The following is a 15,482-nucleotide window of genomic DNA, read 5'->3' as shown; positions in this document are numbered from 1 at the left end:
GACCAGGAGGCGCGGTGGGCAGTTATCCCTTCGACAACGCGGTGGACGCCGCACGAACACGCATGGCGGCGCTGGAGGCCACCTACGACGCGGTGACCACGCCGCTGCTGGCCGAGCTCGGCGTGACGCCGGGTCAGCGCTGCTGGGAGGTCGGCGCGGGCGGCGGCTCGATCGCGCGCTGGCTGGGCGAGCGGGTCGGCCCGGACGGCCACGTGCTGGCCACCGACCTGGACACCCGGCTGCTGGAGCTGTCCGCGCCGGTGGAGGTCCGGCGGCACGACGTGCTCACCGACCCGCTGCCCAGCCCCGGCTTCGACCTGATCCACTGCCGCCTGGTGCTCATCCACCACCCGGCGCGGGATGCCGCGGTGGCCAAGCTGACCGCCGCGCTCAACCCCGGCGGGGTGCTGCTGCTGGAGGAGATCCTGCCCAAGGAGCAGCGGGTGCTCAGCACCGACGACCGCAGGCAGGAGGCGTTCTGGGCGGTGCAGACCCAGGTGCTGGACGTGCTGACCAAGCTCGGCTCCGACGACCTGGACTGGGCGCTGGGGGTGGAGAAACTGTTCGTCCACTGTGGACTGGAGCAGGTCGGGTCCAGCCGGTCCACGCCGATCTGGGTCGGTGGCGGCGAGGGCAGCAGGCTGCTGCTGGCCAACGCCTGGGAGCTGCGGGAGAAGCTGCGCGCGGCCGGGGTCGGGCCGGGCGAGCTGGCCCAGTTCACCCGGCTGCTGCGCGATCCGGGGTTCAGCGTCTCCGCCTACCCGCTGGTCAGCACCTGGGGACGCGCGCCGCGTTAGGGCCGGTCGGCCCCATCCCGCGGGCGACGGGACTTCCGGGCGAGGTGGACGAACGCGGCGGCGATCAGAGCACAGGCCAACCCGAGGGCCAGAAACAACCACCCGATTCCCTGGCCACTGGAGGCGAGGATACTGATGCCCGCTACCACTGCCATGACGGCCATCGACGCCGTTGAGGCAGCCCGCCAGGTGTGGGGCGACCGGTTGTCGAGGTCCTTGGACGTGTCGGCTTCCATGGCTGTGCAATAGCCGGAATCGGCTTCCGTCAATCCCGAGGGGCCGTCCCCTAGGGCGCGAGCGCCTTGCACAGCAGCGGGATCAGCCGCGCGCCCGCTTCGCCCCGGTAGTTGAGCATGGCCTGGCCGCCGATCATCAGCGCCTTGACGTCGGCGACGTCCACGTCCGGGCGCACCGCGCCGGCCTGCTGCGCGCGGGCCAGCAGCACGCCGATGGCCTTCTTGAACTCCGCGGTGCGCTCGGGTTCGGCGGTCTCGATGTCGAACTTGCTGCCCGCGAACGCCTCCATCAGGCCCTGGTCGGTGACGTAGTCCTGGATGAACCGGCTGAAGTAGCCGTAGAAGGCCGCGCCGGGGTCCGCCGCCCCGGCCAGTTCGGCGGCCCGGGCGATGAGCTGGTCGAACTGGTCGGCCACGATCGCCCGGAACAGCGCGTCCTTGGTCGGGAAGTGCCGGTACACGGTGCCCGCGCCCACCCCGGCCCGGCGCGCGATCTCGTCGATCGGCACCGAGAGGCCCTCGGTCGCGAAGGTCTCGTAGGCGACCCGCAACACGCGTTCCCGGTTGCGCACGGCATCCGACCTGAGCTTCTTCACACGGCCTCCACTGGACAAACGGGGCGCGCGTTCCGTATGTTCGTAAACGGAACGCACACCCCGGATTATAGGTGGGAGCTGTCATGACCAAGCTGTGGAGCACGGCCGAGGTGCCGAGTCAGGCCGGGCGGGTCGCGATCGTCACCGGCGCCAACACCGGCATCGGCTTCCCCACCGCCCAGGTGCTGGCCCAGCGCGGGGCGACCGTGGTGCTGGCGGTGCGGGACCTGGAGAAGGGCAAGCGGGCCGCGGCCGCGATCGCCGGCACCGCGCCCGGCGCGCAGGTGGTGGTGCAGCGCCTGGACCTGACCTCGCTGGACTCGGTGCGCGAGGCCGCGGGCGAGCTGCGCGACTCCTTCGAGCGGATCGACCTGCTGATCAACAACGCCGGGGTGATGTACACCCCCAAGCAGCTCACCCAGGACGGCTTCGAGCTCCAGTTCGGCACCAACCACCTCGGCCACTTCGCCTTCACCGGCCTGCTGGTCGACCGCCTGACCGAGACGCCCGGCGCGCGGATCGTGACCGTGGCCAGCATCGCGCACAACATCCGCGCGGCGATTCACTTCGACGACTTGCAGTGGAGCCGCTCCTACGACCGGGTCGCCGCCTACGGCCAGAGCAAGCTGGCGAATCTGATGTTCACCTACGAGCTGGCCCGCCGCCTGAGCGCGCACGGCAGCCCGGCGCTGGCACTGGCCGCGCACCCCGGCATCTCCATGACCGAGCTGATGCGCAACTCCCCCGCGGTGTTCCGCCTCGGCATGAGCCTGTTCGGCAGGCTGTTCACCCAGCCCGCCGAGCAGGGCGCGCTGCCGACCCTGCGCGCGGCCACCGACCCGGCGGCGGTGACCGGCCAGTACTACGGGCCCAACGGGTTCCGCGAACTGCGCGGCGCGCCGGTGGCGGTGCGCTCCAGCAGGCAGTCCCGCGACGAGGACCTGCAACGACGGCTGTGGGCGGAGTCCGAGCGCCTCACCGGTGTGATCTTCCCCGTCTGAGCATCCGGTTTCAGCGAGCCGTCCCCGGTGGTATTCGGCAAGCTGAACGCACGCGAGGCTAGGGAGGCGGCATGGCCGGAACGATCGTGGTGGGCGTGGACGGCTCCACCGAGAGCCTGCGCGCCCTGGGCTGGTCCCTGTCCGAGGCCCGCCGTCGGGACGCCGAGCTCGTCGCGGTGATCGCCTGGATGCCCAACCCGGTGCCGTCCTCGGCGACCCCGTTCACCGTGGCCGAGCCCACGGACCTGGACGTGGACCACGACAAGGTGCACCGGGAACGCCTGGACGAGGCGATCGCCGAGGTCACCGGCGGCGAGCCGCACCCGGTGCGCACGGTGGTGCGGCAGGGCTACGCCGGTGACGTGCTGACCGAGGAGGCCGCGCAGGCGGACCTGCTGGTGGTGGGCAGCCACGGCCACGGACGGCTCTACAGCGCGGTGCTCGGCTCGATCAGCGCGGAGTGCATCCGGAAGGCGACCTGCCCGGTGGTGGTGATCCCGCCGAAGCTGGTGCCCCGCTAGCGGCGCCTACAGCTCCCGCCGGTAGCAGCGGGACAGCTCCGAAGCCACGTACGGGCCGAAGTTCGCCACCGCGTGGTAGCCCTCACGCTCATAGAAGCGCATCGCGTCCGGCTGCGCGGTGCCGGTCTCCAGCAGCAGGGTGCGCAGCGAGCGCCGCCGCGCCTCGTTCTCCAGTGCCCGCAGCACCACCACCGCCACCCCGGTGCCGCGCGCCCGCGGCGTGACGTACATCCGCTTGATCTCCGCCGAGTCCGGCCCGAGCAGCCGCAGTCCGCCGCAGCCGACCGCCCGGCCGTCGGCGTCCCTGGCCAGCAGGAACACCTCGATGTCGGCGGCGGTGGGCGGGGCGCCCGGCTCGTGGTCGGCGAAGCCGTAGCGGGCGTCCAGCTCCGCCCGCTGGGCCGCCCGCAGCGCCGCGCCCTCCGGATCCGCCCAGCTCACCTCGGTCACCCGCACCGTCATCGACTGCCCCTCTCCTCGTAACAGCCGTTACGGTAACATGTGTTACGAGAGGTGGTGGCCGATGGCGAGGACCGCGGATCGGGCGGAGCAGGGCGAGCGGATCTCCGCCGCGGTGTGGCGGTTGATGGCCGAGTCCGGGCCGCAGGGGCTGACCCTGCGGGCGGTGGCCGCGGCGGCGGGCTGCACCACCGGGCTGGTACTGCACCGCTTCCCGGACAAGCGGGCGCTGCTGCGGCACGCCAGGGACCTGCTGCACCAGCGCACCGGCGCGGCGATGGACGAGCTGACCGCCGGGGGCGGCCCACCGGCGGCGGTGCTGCGCGCGGTGCTGCGGCACGCCGCCTCGGTGGATCCGGCGAAGCAGCAGGAAGCCAGGGTGTGGCTGGGTTACCTGGCCGCCGCGCTGGGTGATGACGAGCTGGCCGAGCGGCACCGCGCGGCCAACCAGTCCTTCCTCCGCCGCATCGAACGGCTCATCGCCCAGGTCCGTCCACAGTGGACCAGGGCCCGCCGGGCGACCGCCGCGCTGACCCTGGTCTCACTGGTCGAGGGGATGAACACCCTGGCCACGGCCGATCCGGCGACCTACCGGCCGGCCCGGCAGACCACGGTGCTGGACACCGCGCTGGCCGCGCTGGAGCTGAGCGGCTGAGTCAGAGCGTGGCCGTGCGCCGCACCAGCCGCACCGCCACCACCAGCAGCACGATGGCCAGCCCGAGGTAGATGCCGGTCTCGATGAGCTGGATCGGCAGCACGCGCGCGTCGGACTGGTAGTCGATGTAGGTCTGCGTCCAGCCGCGTTCGGTCAGGCACTTGGACATCTCCGCCTGCACCTGGCTGTAGGTGGCGTTCGACGGGCTGACCTGCTCGGCCAGCTTGCGGCATTCGGCCACCAGGCTGCCGTCCTGCGGCATGGTCGCACCCGAGGTGTGCAGGTAGCCGGTGCCGGTGATCAGGTTGGCGCCCTCCAGCTTCACCGACTGCCCCAGCGGGGTGGCGTGGCGCAGCGGGGCCAGGTAGTGCGGGCGCAGGAACTCGGCCACGAACACCCGCACCGCGGCGAAGCCGAGCACGGTGACCAGCATGGCGATGACCGTGCGCCGGGCCACCGCGCTCACCGCGACGCCGAGGGCGAAGCCGAAGAGCACGTAGCCGATCTGCAGCGGCGGCCACAGGTCGAAGGACATGCTCTTGTACGGGTGGAACGCCGAGCTGTCCTGGGCGTGCAGGTACTGGGTGACCAGGGTGCCGGTGAGGCCGAGCAGACCGGTGAGCACGGTGAGGGTCGCGCACAGCGCCAGCAGCCGGGTGGCCAGCCAGCGGGTGGGCGAGACGTCCTGGGTCCAGGCCCACAGGTGGGTGCGGTGCTCGTACTCCTGGGACAGCAGCGGCGCGCCCCAGAACGCCGCGACCAGCCCGGCGAAGAGCAGCACCGGGTACTCCAGCAGGCTGACCCGCCGGGCGATCGCCTCCAGTGCCGGTGAGGCGCCGCCGTCCGGGCAGGCGTTGCCGCAGGGCGGCAGTCCGCTGGCGGCGAAGTAGCTCCACAGGAAGAAGCCGGAGACCGCGGCCACCGCGAGGGTGGTGCCCAGGACCAGCCAGCGGTACTGGCGCCAGGTCACCCAGGCCAGGTCGAGCAGTCCCGCGCCACCCCGCTTGCCGGTGGCGGGCGGGTCGGTGCGCACCGTGCCGGTGGTCATGCCGCCCTCCTCTTGCTCGCGCGGCTGTTCTCCAGCTGTGCCAGCACGAAGTCCTCCAGCGTCATCTCGCGCTCGCGCCACGGCGGGTTGACCTCCGGTGGCCGCCGCGACGGGGTGAAGCCCATCAGGTAGCTGGACTGCCGGTCGCTGTGCTTGGCCTGCACCACCTCGCCCGGCACCGGCGGGGCCGAGGAGCGCGGGCCGTCGTAGAAGCGGTGGCGCTCCAGGATGTCGTCGACCGGCCCGTCGGCCAGCAGCGCGCCGTCGGCCAGCAGCACCAGGTGGTCAGCGACCCCGCCGAGCTCGGCGACGACGTGCGTGGACAGCAGCACGGTCATCCCGGTCTCGGCCGCCTCGCCGAGCAGTTCCTGGGTGACCTCGTTGCGCGCCAACGGGTCCAGGTTGGCCAGCGGTTCGTCCAGCAGCAGCACCGAGGGGCAGGAGCCCAGCGCGATGGCGAAGGCCACCTGGGCCTGCTGCCCGCCGGAGAGCTTGCCGCACGGCCGGTCCAGCGGGATCTCGAAGCGCTCCAGCCAGCGCGTCGCGCGCCGCTGGTCCCATTCGTGGTTGAGCCGGGCGGCGACCGCGAGCATGGTGGCCACACTCAGCTGCCGGTACAGCGGTTTCTCCTGTGCGACAAAGGAAACCCGGCCCGCGGCCCGGCCCCGGCCCGCGGTGACCAGCCTGCCGCCGACCTTGGCGGTGCCCTCGGTGGGGGCCAGCAGGCCGGCCAGCATGCTCAGCAGGGTGGTCTTGCCCGCGCCGTTCGGGCCGACCAGCGCGGCCACCCGGCCGGTCGGCACCTCGAAGGTGCAGTCCCGCAGCGCCCAGTTCGAGCCGCGGCCGAAACGGCGCTTGTACTGCTTGCCGATGCCGGCCACCTCCAGCGCGTTGCCGGTCATTCCTGACCCGCCCGGCCGGAGAGCACCGCGCCCAGCAGCGCCCGCATGTCCTCGTCGTTCAGTCCAGCCTCGCGTGCTCTGCGCACCCAGTCCTCCAGTCGTTCCCGCAGCTCCGGCGGAAGCTGCGCGGGGGCGGGGGCGCCGGAGTCCCGGACGTAGGTGCCCGAGCCCTGACGGACCTCGAGCACCCCGGCCAGCTCCAGCTCCCGGTAGGCCTTGAGCACGGTGTTCTGGTTCACCGCGCAGGTGGCCACTACCTCCCGGACGGTCGGCAGGCGGTCGCCCGGCTTGATCCAGCCGAGCCGCACCGCGTCGCGGACCTGGTGCATGAGCTGCCGGTAGGCGGGCATGCCCGCTGATCGATCAACCCGGAACTCCACCGCACCGCCCCTGAATTGTGCTAGTCAACTGTAACACTAGAAGACTGTAGCAAAGCTGGGTCGCCGGGGTCGGCTAGACCATGCCGCCGTTGGCGCGCAGCACCTGGCCGTTGACCCAGCGGGCGGGCCCGGCCAGGAAGGAGACCACCTCGGCGATGTCCTCCGGGGCGCCCAGCCGCTCCAGCGGGGCCATCTTGACCAGCCGGTCGATGATGGCCTCGTCCTTGCCCTCGAGGAACATCGCGGTCGCGGTCGGGCCGGGCGCCACCGCGTTGACCGTGATGTCCCGGCCGCGCAGCTCGCGGGCGAGGATCTTGGTCAGCACCTCCACGGCGCCCTTGGACGCGGCGTAGGGGGCGTAGGCCGGCAGCAGGGTGCCCACCACCGAGGTGGAGAAGGTGAGGATCGCGCCACCCGCGCGGACCCGGCTGGCGGCCAGCTTGGCCACCACGAACGGGCCCCGGATGTTGGTGCGGTGCATGCGGTCCAGCTGGTCGAGGTCCAGCTCGGCGATGGTGGACTGGTACAGCACACCCGCGGCGTGCACCACCACGTCCACCCCGCCGAAGGCCCGCTCGGCCGCGTCGAAGACCTCGGTCATGGCCTGCTCGTCGGCGACGTCGGCCTGTGCCGCGATGGCCCGCCCGCCCGCGGCGGTGATCTCGGCTACGGTGGAGTCGGCCTCGGCCTTGCTGCCGCCGTAGCCGACCACTACGGCCTGCCCGTCGGCGGCCAGCCGCAGCGCGCTCGCCCGGCCGATGCCGCGCGATCCGCCGGTGACGATCGCGACCCGGCCCACGGTGGAGTCAGTCATGGTTCCAGCCTTCCCAACAGGTGTTTCCGTTGATATCGAGATCATCGTATCACCGATACCGGAGCGGTGATAATCAAAGTTTGTTAGCATTGATTCATGACCGAGAAGAGCGCCGAGTCCACCAGGGAACGCCTGGTCCGGGCTGCGGCGGAGCTGCTGGCCGAGGGCGGCAGGGACGCGGTGTCCACCCGTGCGGTGAGCGCCGCGGCCGGCGTGCAGGCCCCCACCCTCTACCGCCTGTTCGGGGACAAGGACGGGCTGCTGGAGGCGGTGGCCGCGCACGCCTTCTCCGAGTACCTGACCGGCAAGGCCGCCCTCGGCGAGACCGACGACCCGGTCGAGGACCTGCGCCGCGGCTGGGACCTGCACGTCGAGTTCGGCCTCAGCCACCCGGCCTTCTACCTGCTGATGTACGGCGACACCCGGGCCGGTTCCTCGGGCGCGGGCCAGGAGGCCGAGGCGCGGCTGCGCCGGATCGTGCAGCGGATCGCCGAGGCCGGGCTGCTGCGGGTGAGCGTGAGCCGGGGCGCGGACCTGGTGCACGCCACCGGCAAGGGCGTTGTGCTCACCCTGATCGCGACGCCTGCGGACCGGCGGGACCGGGAGCTGTCCACGGCGGCCAGGGAGAACGTGATCAGCTCGATCACCACCGGCGGGCAGGCGGTCGGCGACACCGATGTGCCCGCCCGCGCGGCCGGGCTCGCCGCCGCGCTGCGCCGGGACCCGGCCGGCGCGCTGTCCCCGGCGGAACAGGCGCTGCTGGTGGAGTGGCTGGACCGGATCGCCGACGCCTGAAATCCGCTGGCCGCGACGGCGCCGGCCGCACTAGCCTCCGCCGGGTGGCTGGTGATCGTTTCCCGGTGCTGTGGCTGTGCGGGCCTTCCGGCGTCGGCAAGTCCACGGTGGGCTGGGAGATCCACACCCAGCTGGACCGCTCCGGCTTCGTGGACACCGACCAGCTCGGCCTGTGCTCGCCCGCGCCCGCCGACGATCCGGCGCAGCACCGGATCAAGGCGCGCAACCTGGCCGCGATGTGGCCGCACTACCGGGAGGCGGGCGCGGATCGCCTTGTGGTGTCCGGAATCCTGGAGTCGGCCGCGGTCGCCCGCAGATACACCCGCGCGCTGCCGGGCGCGGCGGTGACGCTGTGCCGGTTGCGCGCGGGCTCCTCGGAGCTGCGGGAGCGGTTCCTGCGCCGGGGCTGGCTCACCCACCTGGCCGAGGCCGCGGTGCGCGAGGCGGCGGAGCTGGACCGGGAGGACTTCGCGGACCTGTGCGTGGACACCAGCGGGCTGCCCGCGGTGGCCGTGGCGCGGATGGTGCTGGAGCGCTGGGTCTGATGAGGGCGCTGCTGCTGTGCGGTCCCCGGGGCGTCGGCAAGTCCGTGGTCGCCTGGGCGGTCTACGCCCACCTGGCCCGGGCCGGGCAGCCCGCCGCCTACCTCGACCTCGCCCAGCTCGGCTTCTGCCGCCCGGACCAGGGCTCGGTGAAGGCCCGCAACCTGGCCACCGCCTGGCGCACCTTCCAGGCCACCGGCACCCGCTACCTGGTCCTCTCCGGCGAGGTCGGCGAACCCGCCACCCTGGACGCCTACGCCGCGGCTCTCGGGGACGTGCCACTGACGGTGTGCCGGTTGCACGCCGACCAGGACCGGCTGACCGAGCGGTTGCTCGCCAGGAGCCGCGGCGAGGGGCCACCGATCCCCGGCGACGACCTGCGCGGCAAGCCCCCGGCGGAGCTGCGCCGACTGGCCGCGGCGGCGTCCCACCCCCCGCTCGGCGACCTGTGCCTGGACTCGACCGACCGGTCGGTGCCGGAGGTGGCCGAGCTGGTCCGCGCGGCCTGGCTCGGCGACTAGGCTGATCATCCCGGGCAGCGGTGTGGATGAGGTGGTGGGCGTGACCCAAGGTGACGTGCGGCCGACGCTGGAAGACGTCGCCGCCTACGCGGGTGTGTCGCGCTCGACCGCGTCCAGGGCGCTCAACGAGGAGGCCTACGTCAGCTCCCGGGCCAGGGAGAAGGTCCTCGACGCCGCCCGCGAGCTGGGCTACTCCCCCAACCAGGCCGCGCGCTCGCTGGTCACCCGCCGCACCAACGCCATCGCCCTGGTGCTCTCCGAGCCGGAGACCAAGGTGCTGGAGGACCCCTACTTCGCCGAGATCGTCCGTGGCGCCTTCCGCGAGCTCTCCGCCCGCCGCAGCCAGATGCTGATGATGCTGGTGGACAGCCGCGAGGACGTGCCGGGCACGGTGCGCTTCCTGGACGGCGGCCACGTCGACGGCGCGCTGGTCTTCGCCTCCCACCGCGCCGACCCGCTGCCCGCCGCGCTGCGCTCGCTGCGGCTGCCGATGGTCTTCGGCGGCGGCAGGCCCGGCGGCGCCACCCGCGGCCTGCACCTGGTCGACTTCGACAACGAGGGCGGCGCGAAGCTGGCGGTGCAGCACCTGCTGTCGTTGGGGCGCAAGCGGATCGGCACCGTCGCCGGCCCGCAGGACCAACGCTCCGCGGTGGACCGCCGCACCGGCTGGCGCAAGACCCTCGGCCTGGACGACCGCGCCGCGGCCCGGCTGTCCGAGGAAGGCGACTTCAGCACCGAAAGCGGCGAACAGGCCATGACCCGCCTGCTCGCCCGGGTGCCCAACCTCGACGCGGTCTTCGCCGCCAACGACCCCATGGCCGCGGGCGCGCTCCGCGCCCTGCACGCCGCGGGCCGCCGGGTGCCCGAGGACGTGGCCGTGGTCGGCTTCGACGACCACCGGGGCATCGCCGAGGCGACCAACCCCCCGCTGACCACCGTGCACCAGGACCCGCGCGAACAGGTCCGGCAGATGGTCGACACCCTGTACCAGCTCATCGAGGGCGACAACCCGCCGCCGCGCCGCAAGGTCCTCCCGGTCAGCCTCGTGCGCCGCGCCTCGGCCTGAGGACAAGCCGCCTCTTCCCAGCGCGTGGTCACATCCGTAAACTCGCCCGTGTCTGGGAGCGCTCCCAGAGCCCGCCGCCTGTGTCCCTGTCACATCGGCAACTCGGAGTTTCGGATGAGCAGAAGGTCAGTGCCGCCCGTGCTCGCCACGGTTCTCATCGCCCTCAGCCTGGCGAGCACACCAGCCCAGGCCGCCCCGTCAGGCTTCTACACCGACCCGGAGACCGGCGCCGCGAAGTGGGTGGCCGCCAACCCCAACGACGGCCGCGCCCAGGTGATCCGCGACCGCATCGCCAAGGTCCCGCAGGCCCGCTGGTTCACCACCACCAACACCAGCACCGTCCGCAGCCAGGTCAACGGCCTGGTCAACGCCGCGGCCAACGCGGGCAAAACCCCGATCCTGGTCGTCTACAACGTGCCCAACCGCGACTGCGGCGGCCCCAGCGGCGGTGGCGCCCCGAGCCACACCGCCTACCGCCAGTGGGTGGACCAGGTCGCCGCCGGCCTGGCCGGCCGCCCGGCCACCATCATCCTGGAACCCGACGTGCTGGCCCTGATGACCAACTGCCAGAGCGCCGCCCAGCAGGCCGAGACCCGCGCCTCCATCGCCTACGCGGGCAAGAAGCTCAAGTCCGGCTCGGGCGCGGCCAAGGTCTACTTCGACGCCGCCCACTCCGGCTGGCACAGCGCGGCCGAGATGGCCGGCAGACTCGCCCAGGCGGACATCGCCAACAGCGCCGACGGCATCTCCCTCAACGTCTCCAACTACCACTGGACCCACACCGAGACCGCCTACGCCAAGAACATCCTGTCCCGCCTGGGCAACTCGCGCCTGCGCGCGGTCATCGACACCAGCCGCAACGGCAACGGCCCCCGGGGCAGCGAGTGGTGCGACCCGGCCGGCCGAGCTCTGGGCACCCCCAGCACCACATCCACCGGCGACTCGCAGATCGACGCCTACCTGTGGATCAAGCTCCCCGGCGAGTCCGACGGCTGCATCGCGCCGGCGGGCCAGTTCGTCCCGCAACGCGCCTACGAGCTGGCCACCGGCTGACCGAGCCCCGGGGGCGAGCCTCCAACTCGCCCCCGGGCCCCAGCTCGCTGCCGACCGGTTGGTAGCACACCAGGCTGCCCTCAACCGACCGGTCGGCAGCGGGCCAGCCTGCCCGCACATCCCCCGCAACCCGCTCAGCCCTTGCCGAGCAACCCCTCGATCTCCGCCAGCTCCTCCGCCGCGAAGTCGAGGTTCGCGGTGGCCGCGACGTTGTCCGCCAACTGCTTGACGCTGCTGGCCCCGATCAGCGCCGAGGTCACCCGCCCCCCGCGCAGCACCCACGCCAGCGCCAGCTGCGCCAACGTCTGCCCCCGCCGCTTCGCGACCTCGTTGAGTGCCCTGGCCACCGCGAGCTGCTCCTCGGTGATCCCCTCGGCTTGGAGGAACGGGCTGGCCCCCGCGGCTCGCGAGTCAGCCGGAATGCCGTCCAGGTACCGATCGGTCAACAGCCCCTGCGCCAACGGCGAGAACGCGATCGACCCCGCCCCCACCTCGTCCAGCACATCCTGCAACCCGTCCTCGATCCACCGGTTGACCATCGAGTACGAAGGCTGATGGATCAGCAACGGCGTGCCCAGCTCCGCCAGCACCGCCGCGGCTTCCCTGGTCTGCTCAGCCGAGTAGTTGGACACCCCGACATAAAGCGCTTTCCCCTGTCGCACCAAGGAGTCCAGCGCGCCCATGGTCTCCTCGACCGGGGTGTCCGGGTCCGGCCGGTGGTGGTAGTAGATGTCCACGTAGTCCAGCCCGAGCCGGGCCAGGCTCGCATCCAGCGACGACACCAGGTACTTGCGCGACCCCCACTCGCCATACGGCCCCGGATGCATGAGGTACCCGGCCTTGGTCGAGATCAGCACCTCGTCCCGGTAGCTGCGCAGATCCGCGGCGAACAACCGGCCGAAGTTCTCCTCGGCAGCGCCGGGCGGCGGACCGTAGTTGTTGGCCAGGTCGAAGTGCGTGACCCCGAGGTCAAAAGCGGCCCGCACGATGTCGCGCTGGGTGTCGAGGGCCTTCTCATGGCCGAAGTTGTGCCACAGCCCCAACGAGATCGCGGGCAGTTTCAGCCCACTGCGGCCGCACCGGCGGTAGATCATGGCGTCATAACGCGCATCAGCGGCGACGTAGGTCATCGTGCTCCTTGTGGCCAGTCGAAACTACGCGAACGCTAACCCATCCCCGGCTGCCCACCACCCCGCCGCGCACACCCGCCCCGCCAAGCCATCCCGCGAACCGGCCCCCAGCTCTGCCTGCGCCCCACCAACTCTCCGGCACACTGGATGGTGAGCCCCCAACAACCCCAGCCCCACCCCGGATCCGCCAAGGAGGCCCACCCATGACCGCCCGCAAACCCGCAGACGCGACCTGGGAAACCCGGGTCGAACGCCAGATCCGCGAAGCCATGGAACGCGGCGAGTTCGACAACCTGTCCGGCGCCGGCAAACCCCTCCCCGACGCCAACCAGCCGTACCAGGAACTGTGGTGGATCAACCGGAAACTGGCCGACGAAAAGCTCACCAACCTGCCCCCGAGCCTGCTCCTGCGAAAGGACGCGGCCACGGCGTACGAGGCGGCCCTCGCCGCGCCGACTGAGGACCGGGCCCGCGCGATCATCGACGCGATCAACATCCGCATCGCCGCGGCCATCCGCAACCCGCCTCCGGGCCCGGCCCTGAACCTGGTGCCGTTCAACATCCGCAAGGTCCTCAAGACCCGCCGCACCAACCAAGCCACCTAACCCGCGAACCCACCTGCCGCCCACCTGCCCGGCCACGGCCACGGCTCGGGCTCAACCTGGCTCGACCCGACCCGACCCGACCCGACCCGGCTCGCCCCGACCCGGCTCGCCCGTCTCGGCTCGCCCGGCGCGCTGGTCCCGGCCCGCCTGTCTCGGCCCGCCAGCCCGCCCACCTGGCCCGCCAGCCCGCCCGGCTCGGCCCGCTCGGCCCACCGGCCCGCCCGGCTCAGCGCGGCCCGCCAGTCAGCGCGAGCGTCACCGCCCGTCAGCCAGCGCCACCGGTCCCGCCAGCTGGCCGCCGTTCTCGCCCGGCCCGCCACGCCTGCCCCGCCTTCGCAGCTTCCCGCTGCTGCCGCTTCCGGTGCGTTCCCTGGCGGCTCCGGTGCGTTCTCTGGCGGCCGACGTCCGCTCTCGCGCGGCTGTCGCCAGTTGCCGACAGGGTGTGGGCTGGTGCCAGTTGCCAGCGGGGCTGTCGCTGGTTGCTCGTCGCCTGTCGCTCGGTGGCGGTGGCGGTGGCTGTCGCTCGTCCCCGGTGGCTGTTGTTCTTGGGTGGTTGCCTGGGGGCGGGGGTGGGAGCCGATCGTGGTGCCCTGCGCCGCCCTCCGCTTCCTACTGCGGTAACGAAATGATCAAGGGTCAAAGTTCCGTGGGGCATTCACTATGACCGGCATACCGACTCCACCCGGATTGGCGATAGGTGGTCGCTGGGCTGGTCACGCTGAGCGACTGGGTGTGGGCAGGTGGGGTTGGCGAACCGTGGTGGGGTTGGTTTTTGCGGGGCTCCGGTGGGGGTTTTGGGGGTGGGTGGACGGGTCGCCAGTTGAACATAGCGGGGAAGTTGGACTGGTGGGGGTGGCTGTCCACAGGGGCTAGGTGGTGGGGTTGTGGTCGGTGGGGAAGGGGGTGTTGGTGAGGGTTTCGGAGACGGTCCAGAGGGTGGCGGCGGTGGTGGGGTTGGTGGCGTGGGGGCGGAGTTGTTCCGGGGTGAGGCGGTGCGGGCGGAGGATGCCGCCGGGGGTGAGCATGACGGCTGCCGGCGCGTTCGGGGCAGCGGCGGCGAAGATGATGGGGAGGGCGCCTTGTTCCACCGGGCGGCTCACGATTCCGGCCAGTGTGCTGGACAGGCGGCTGATCAACGGGGAGGGGGCGCTGCCGAGCATGGGGGTTCGGGCGATGCCGGGGTGGGTCAGCATGCTGCGGATCGGGGACTTCGCGGCGCGCAGGCGGCGATCCAGTTCCAGGGCGAACAGGACGTTGGCGAGTTTGGACTGGGAATAGGCGCGGGCGGTGGTGTAGCCGCGGGTGATGGGCAGGTTGTCGAAGTCGAGCCTGCCGTAGCGGTACATCAGCGACGCCACCGTCACCACGCGCGGGTCGTTGCCTTTCGCCAGGTTTTCCAGCAGCAGGGCGGTCAGCAGGAAGTGGCCGAGGTGGTTGGTGGCGAAGTGGAGCTCATGGCCCTGCGGTGAGTGGCTCTGCGGCTGGTTGCCGATGCCGGCGTTGTTGACCAGGACGTCGATCTGGTCGCCGCGGGCAGTCAGCTCAGCGGCGAAGGCGCGGACCGAGTCCAGGTCGGACAGGTCGGGCTCGCGGATGACCAGGTTGACGTCGGGCAGTTGGGCGCGGATGCGTTCGGCCTTGGCGGGGTTGCGGACGGCCATGGTCACTTGGGCGCCACGGGCGGACAGGGCCTTGGTGACCGCCAGGCCCAGGCCGCTGGAGGCGCCGGTCACGACTGCTGTCCGGCCGGTCTGGTCTGGCATGTCCGCGGCGGTCCAGTGCTGCACGGCAACCTCCACTAACCGGATTTTCTATCCACCTGTATCGTAACACAAGTGGATTGATCATCCGCTAGTAGCAGTCCGGTGATGCCGATCTCCAGGGCCTCGCGCAGGGCGCGGGTGGCTGGGATCGCCTGCGAGTCGTGGCACAGCACGGAAAGGCAGTCGGCGGTGGCGGACATCAGTTCCAGGTGCACGCCGATCCGGAGCAGGGCCTCGCAGAAGATCGGCCGGATGGCAGGGTCGGAGCGCAGGCCGGAGCCGGTGACGGCGACCTCGGCGATCCGCTCGTCCAGGGCCAGCCGGGTGAAGCCAAGGCGGGGCCTTGCCGACTGGAGGGTGGCCGCGACCAGCGCGCCCGCTGTCCTGGGCACGGTGAACGCCCAACCGGCCGGTCGGCGGGCCAGGGGGCCGAGCGGGATGTTCAGGTCGGCGATCGCGTGCAGCAGCGGGGACAGGGCCATCTGGCCGGTGACGGTGATCTTGGCGTGGGTGTGCGAGCGGTGGATGCCGTGCAGGACTGCCTGTTCCATGGTTCCTCCGCGGTGGGCCGGGCGCGGGCTCCGCCGCCGGAGTCCGC

The 15,482-nt window shown here is 72.0% G+C and carries 19 protein-coding genes; 10 read left to right on the top strand and 9 right to left on the bottom strand.

All coding sequences use genetic code 11. From position 1 onward, the window contains the following. Positions 1-14 precede the first annotated feature (14 nt). Positions 15-797, top strand: coding sequence for a class I SAM-dependent methyltransferase (locus tag N8J89_RS15450; RefSeq protein WP_283665040.1), 783 nt, complete (start codon positions 15-17; stop codon positions 795-797). Between the two features lie 286 nt (positions 798-1,083). On the opposite strand, the gene N8J89_RS15445 is transcribed toward N8J89_RS15450, so the two are convergent. Then, positions 1,084-1,629, bottom strand: a complete 546-nt coding sequence (locus N8J89_RS15445) for a TetR/AcrR family transcriptional regulator (protein WP_283665039.1) — start codon at positions 1,627-1,629, stop codon at positions 1,084-1,086. Between the two features lie 83 nt (positions 1,630-1,712). Between N8J89_RS15445 and N8J89_RS15440 the strand changes: the two genes are divergently transcribed. Continuing rightward, positions 1,713-2,630, top strand: a complete 918-nt coding sequence (locus N8J89_RS15440) for an SDR family NAD(P)-dependent oxidoreductase (protein WP_283665038.1) — start codon at positions 1,713-1,715, stop codon at positions 2,628-2,630. A gap of 71 nt (positions 2,631-2,701) precedes the next feature. Continuing rightward, complete coding sequence (locus tag N8J89_RS15435) at positions 2,702-3,151, top strand: universal stress protein (protein WP_283665037.1); 450 nt, start codon at positions 2,702-2,704, stop codon at positions 3,149-3,151. A 6-nt stretch (positions 3,152-3,157) separates the two neighbouring features. Here the strand turns inward: N8J89_RS15435 and N8J89_RS15430 are convergent, their stop codons facing one another. Beyond that, positions 3,158-3,613 carry a GNAT family N-acetyltransferase gene (locus N8J89_RS15430; protein WP_283665036.1) on the bottom strand — a complete coding sequence of 152 codons (456 nt, stop codon included), beginning with the start codon at positions 3,611-3,613 and terminating at the stop codon, positions 3,158-3,160. A gap of 61 nt (positions 3,614-3,674) precedes the next feature. On the opposite strand from N8J89_RS15430, the gene N8J89_RS15425 reads away from it, so the two are divergent. Then, on the top strand, positions 3,675-4,265 hold the full coding sequence (locus N8J89_RS15425; protein WP_283665035.1) for a TetR/AcrR family transcriptional regulator: 591 nt from the start codon (positions 3,675-3,677) through the stop codon (positions 4,263-4,265). 1 nt (position 4,266) lies between these two features. Here N8J89_RS15425 and N8J89_RS15420 read toward each other — a convergent pair whose 3' ends face one another. The 4 genes from N8J89_RS15420 to N8J89_RS15405 form a co-directional block, all read right to left on the bottom strand. Next, positions 4,267-5,313, bottom strand: a complete 1,047-nt coding sequence (locus tag N8J89_RS15420; RefSeq protein ID WP_283665034.1) for an ABC-2 membrane transporter-related protein — start codon at positions 5,311-5,313, stop codon at positions 4,267-4,269. Continuing rightward, complete coding sequence (locus N8J89_RS15415; RefSeq protein ID WP_283665033.1) at positions 5,310-6,215, bottom strand: ABC transporter ATP-binding protein; 906 nt, start codon at positions 6,213-6,215, stop codon at positions 5,310-5,312. Before N8J89_RS15415 ends, N8J89_RS15420 begins: the two co-directional genes overlap by 4 nt. After that, a complete protein-coding gene (locus tag N8J89_RS15410) occupies positions 6,212-6,565 on the bottom strand; it encodes a GntR family transcriptional regulator (protein WP_283665032.1) in 354 nt (117 codons plus the stop codon). The genes N8J89_RS15415 and N8J89_RS15410 overlap by 4 nt, the downstream gene beginning before the upstream one ends. A gap of 103 nt (positions 6,566-6,668) precedes the next feature. After that, positions 6,669-7,409 carry an SDR family oxidoreductase gene (locus N8J89_RS15405; protein ID WP_283665031.1) on the bottom strand — a complete coding sequence of 247 codons (741 nt, stop codon included), beginning with the start codon at positions 7,407-7,409 and terminating at the stop codon, positions 6,669-6,671. A 96-nt stretch (positions 7,410-7,505) separates the two neighbouring features. On the opposite strand from N8J89_RS15405, the gene N8J89_RS15400 reads away from it, so the two are divergent. From N8J89_RS15400 to N8J89_RS15380, 5 genes are all read left to right on the top strand, one after another. Then, positions 7,506-8,204: a TetR/AcrR family transcriptional regulator gene (locus N8J89_RS15400; RefSeq protein ID WP_283665030.1), complete on the top strand. Its 699-nt coding sequence runs from the start codon at positions 7,506-7,508 to the stop codon at positions 8,202-8,204. Between the two features lie 44 nt (positions 8,205-8,248). Then, a complete protein-coding gene (locus tag N8J89_RS15395) occupies positions 8,249-8,749 on the top strand; it encodes a hypothetical protein (protein ID WP_283665029.1) in 501 nt (166 codons plus the stop codon). After that, on the top strand, positions 8,749-9,267 hold the full coding sequence (locus tag N8J89_RS15390) for a P-loop NTPase family protein (RefSeq protein ID WP_283665028.1): 519 nt from the start codon (positions 8,749-8,751) through the stop codon (positions 9,265-9,267). Before N8J89_RS15395 ends, N8J89_RS15390 begins: the two co-directional genes overlap by 1 nt. A gap of 40 nt (positions 9,268-9,307) precedes the next feature. Beyond that, a complete protein-coding gene (locus tag N8J89_RS15385) occupies positions 9,308-10,333 on the top strand; it encodes a LacI family DNA-binding transcriptional regulator (RefSeq protein WP_283665027.1) in 1,026 nt (341 codons plus the stop codon). Between the two features lie 114 nt (positions 10,334-10,447). Then, positions 10,448-11,386, top strand: coding sequence for a glycoside hydrolase family 6 protein (locus tag N8J89_RS15380; protein WP_283665026.1), 939 nt, complete (start codon positions 10,448-10,450; stop codon positions 11,384-11,386). A gap of 134 nt (positions 11,387-11,520) precedes the next feature. Here N8J89_RS15380 and mgrA read toward each other — a convergent pair whose 3' ends face one another. Further along, positions 11,521-12,516, bottom strand: a complete 996-nt coding sequence (gene mgrA / locus N8J89_RS15375) for an L-glyceraldehyde 3-phosphate reductase (protein ID WP_283665025.1) — start codon at positions 12,514-12,516, stop codon at positions 11,521-11,523. Between the two features lie 203 nt (positions 12,517-12,719). On the opposite strand from mgrA, the gene N8J89_RS15370 reads away from it, so the two are divergent. Further along, positions 12,720-13,121, top strand: coding sequence for a DnaJ family domain-containing protein (locus N8J89_RS15370; protein ID WP_283665024.1), 402 nt, complete (start codon positions 12,720-12,722; stop codon positions 13,119-13,121). 869 nt (positions 13,122-13,990) lie between these two features. On the opposite strand, the gene N8J89_RS15365 is transcribed toward N8J89_RS15370, so the two are convergent. Further along, positions 13,991-14,908: an SDR family NAD(P)-dependent oxidoreductase gene (locus N8J89_RS15365; RefSeq protein WP_283665023.1), complete on the bottom strand. Its 918-nt coding sequence runs from the start codon at positions 14,906-14,908 to the stop codon at positions 13,991-13,993. Between the two features lie 11 nt (positions 14,909-14,919). Then, a complete protein-coding gene (locus N8J89_RS15360; protein ID WP_283665022.1) occupies positions 14,920-15,435 on the bottom strand; it encodes an aspartate kinase family protein in 516 nt (171 codons plus the stop codon). Positions 15,436-15,482 lie beyond the last annotated feature (47 nt).

The sequence above is a fragment of the Crossiella sp. CA-258035 genome (genome assembly GCF_030064675.1).
Classification (GTDB): Bacteria; Actinomycetota; Actinomycetes; order Mycobacteriales; family Pseudonocardiaceae; genus Crossiella.
Note: the sequence above shows the minus strand (reverse complement) of the source record. Positions and strands in the feature narration are given on the sequence as shown.

Excerpts from the sequence above, each read along its gene's own strand:
- N8J89_RS15435 (WP_283665037.1), top strand. The coding sequence starts at position 2,702 with ATGGCCGGAACGATCGTGGTGGGCGTGGACGGCTCCACCGAGAGCCTG.
- N8J89_RS15370 (WP_283665024.1), top strand. The coding sequence starts at position 12,720 with ATGACCGCCCGCAAACCCGCAGACGCGACCTGGGAAACCCGGGTCGAA.
- N8J89_RS15360 (WP_283665022.1), bottom strand. The coding sequence starts at position 15,435 with ATGGAACAGGCAGTCCTGCACGGCATCCACCGCTCGCACACCCACGCC.
- N8J89_RS15430 (WP_283665036.1), bottom strand. The coding sequence starts at position 3,613 with ATGACGGTGCGGGTGACCGAGGTGAGCTGGGCGGATCCGGAGGGCGCG.
- N8J89_RS15440 (WP_283665038.1), top strand. The coding sequence starts at position 1,713 with ATGACCAAGCTGTGGAGCACGGCCGAGGTGCCGAGTCAGGCCGGGCGG.
- N8J89_RS15410 (WP_283665032.1), bottom strand. The coding sequence starts at position 6,565 with ATGCCCGCCTACCGGCAGCTCATGCACCAGGTCCGCGACGCGGTGCGG.
- N8J89_RS15380 (WP_283665026.1), top strand. The coding sequence starts at position 10,448 with ATGAGCAGAAGGTCAGTGCCGCCCGTGCTCGCCACGGTTCTCATCGCC.
- mgrA (WP_283665025.1), bottom strand. The coding sequence starts at position 12,516 with ATGACCTACGTCGCCGCTGATGCGCGTTATGACGCCATGATCTACCGC.
- N8J89_RS15425 (WP_283665035.1), top strand. The coding sequence starts at position 3,675 with ATGGCGAGGACCGCGGATCGGGCGGAGCAGGGCGAGCGGATCTCCGCC.
- N8J89_RS15400 (WP_283665030.1), top strand. The coding sequence starts at position 7,506 with ATGACCGAGAAGAGCGCCGAGTCCACCAGGGAACGCCTGGTCCGGGCT.
- N8J89_RS15405 (WP_283665031.1), bottom strand. The coding sequence starts at position 7,409 with ATGACTGACTCCACCGTGGGCCGGGTCGCGATCGTCACCGGCGGATCG.
- N8J89_RS15415 (WP_283665033.1), bottom strand. The coding sequence starts at position 6,215 with ATGACCGGCAACGCGCTGGAGGTGGCCGGCATCGGCAAGCAGTACAAG.
- N8J89_RS15390 (WP_283665028.1), top strand. The coding sequence starts at position 8,749 with ATGAGGGCGCTGCTGCTGTGCGGTCCCCGGGGCGTCGGCAAGTCCGTG.
- N8J89_RS15420 (WP_283665034.1), bottom strand. The coding sequence starts at position 5,313 with ATGACCACCGGCACGGTGCGCACCGACCCGCCCGCCACCGGCAAGCGG.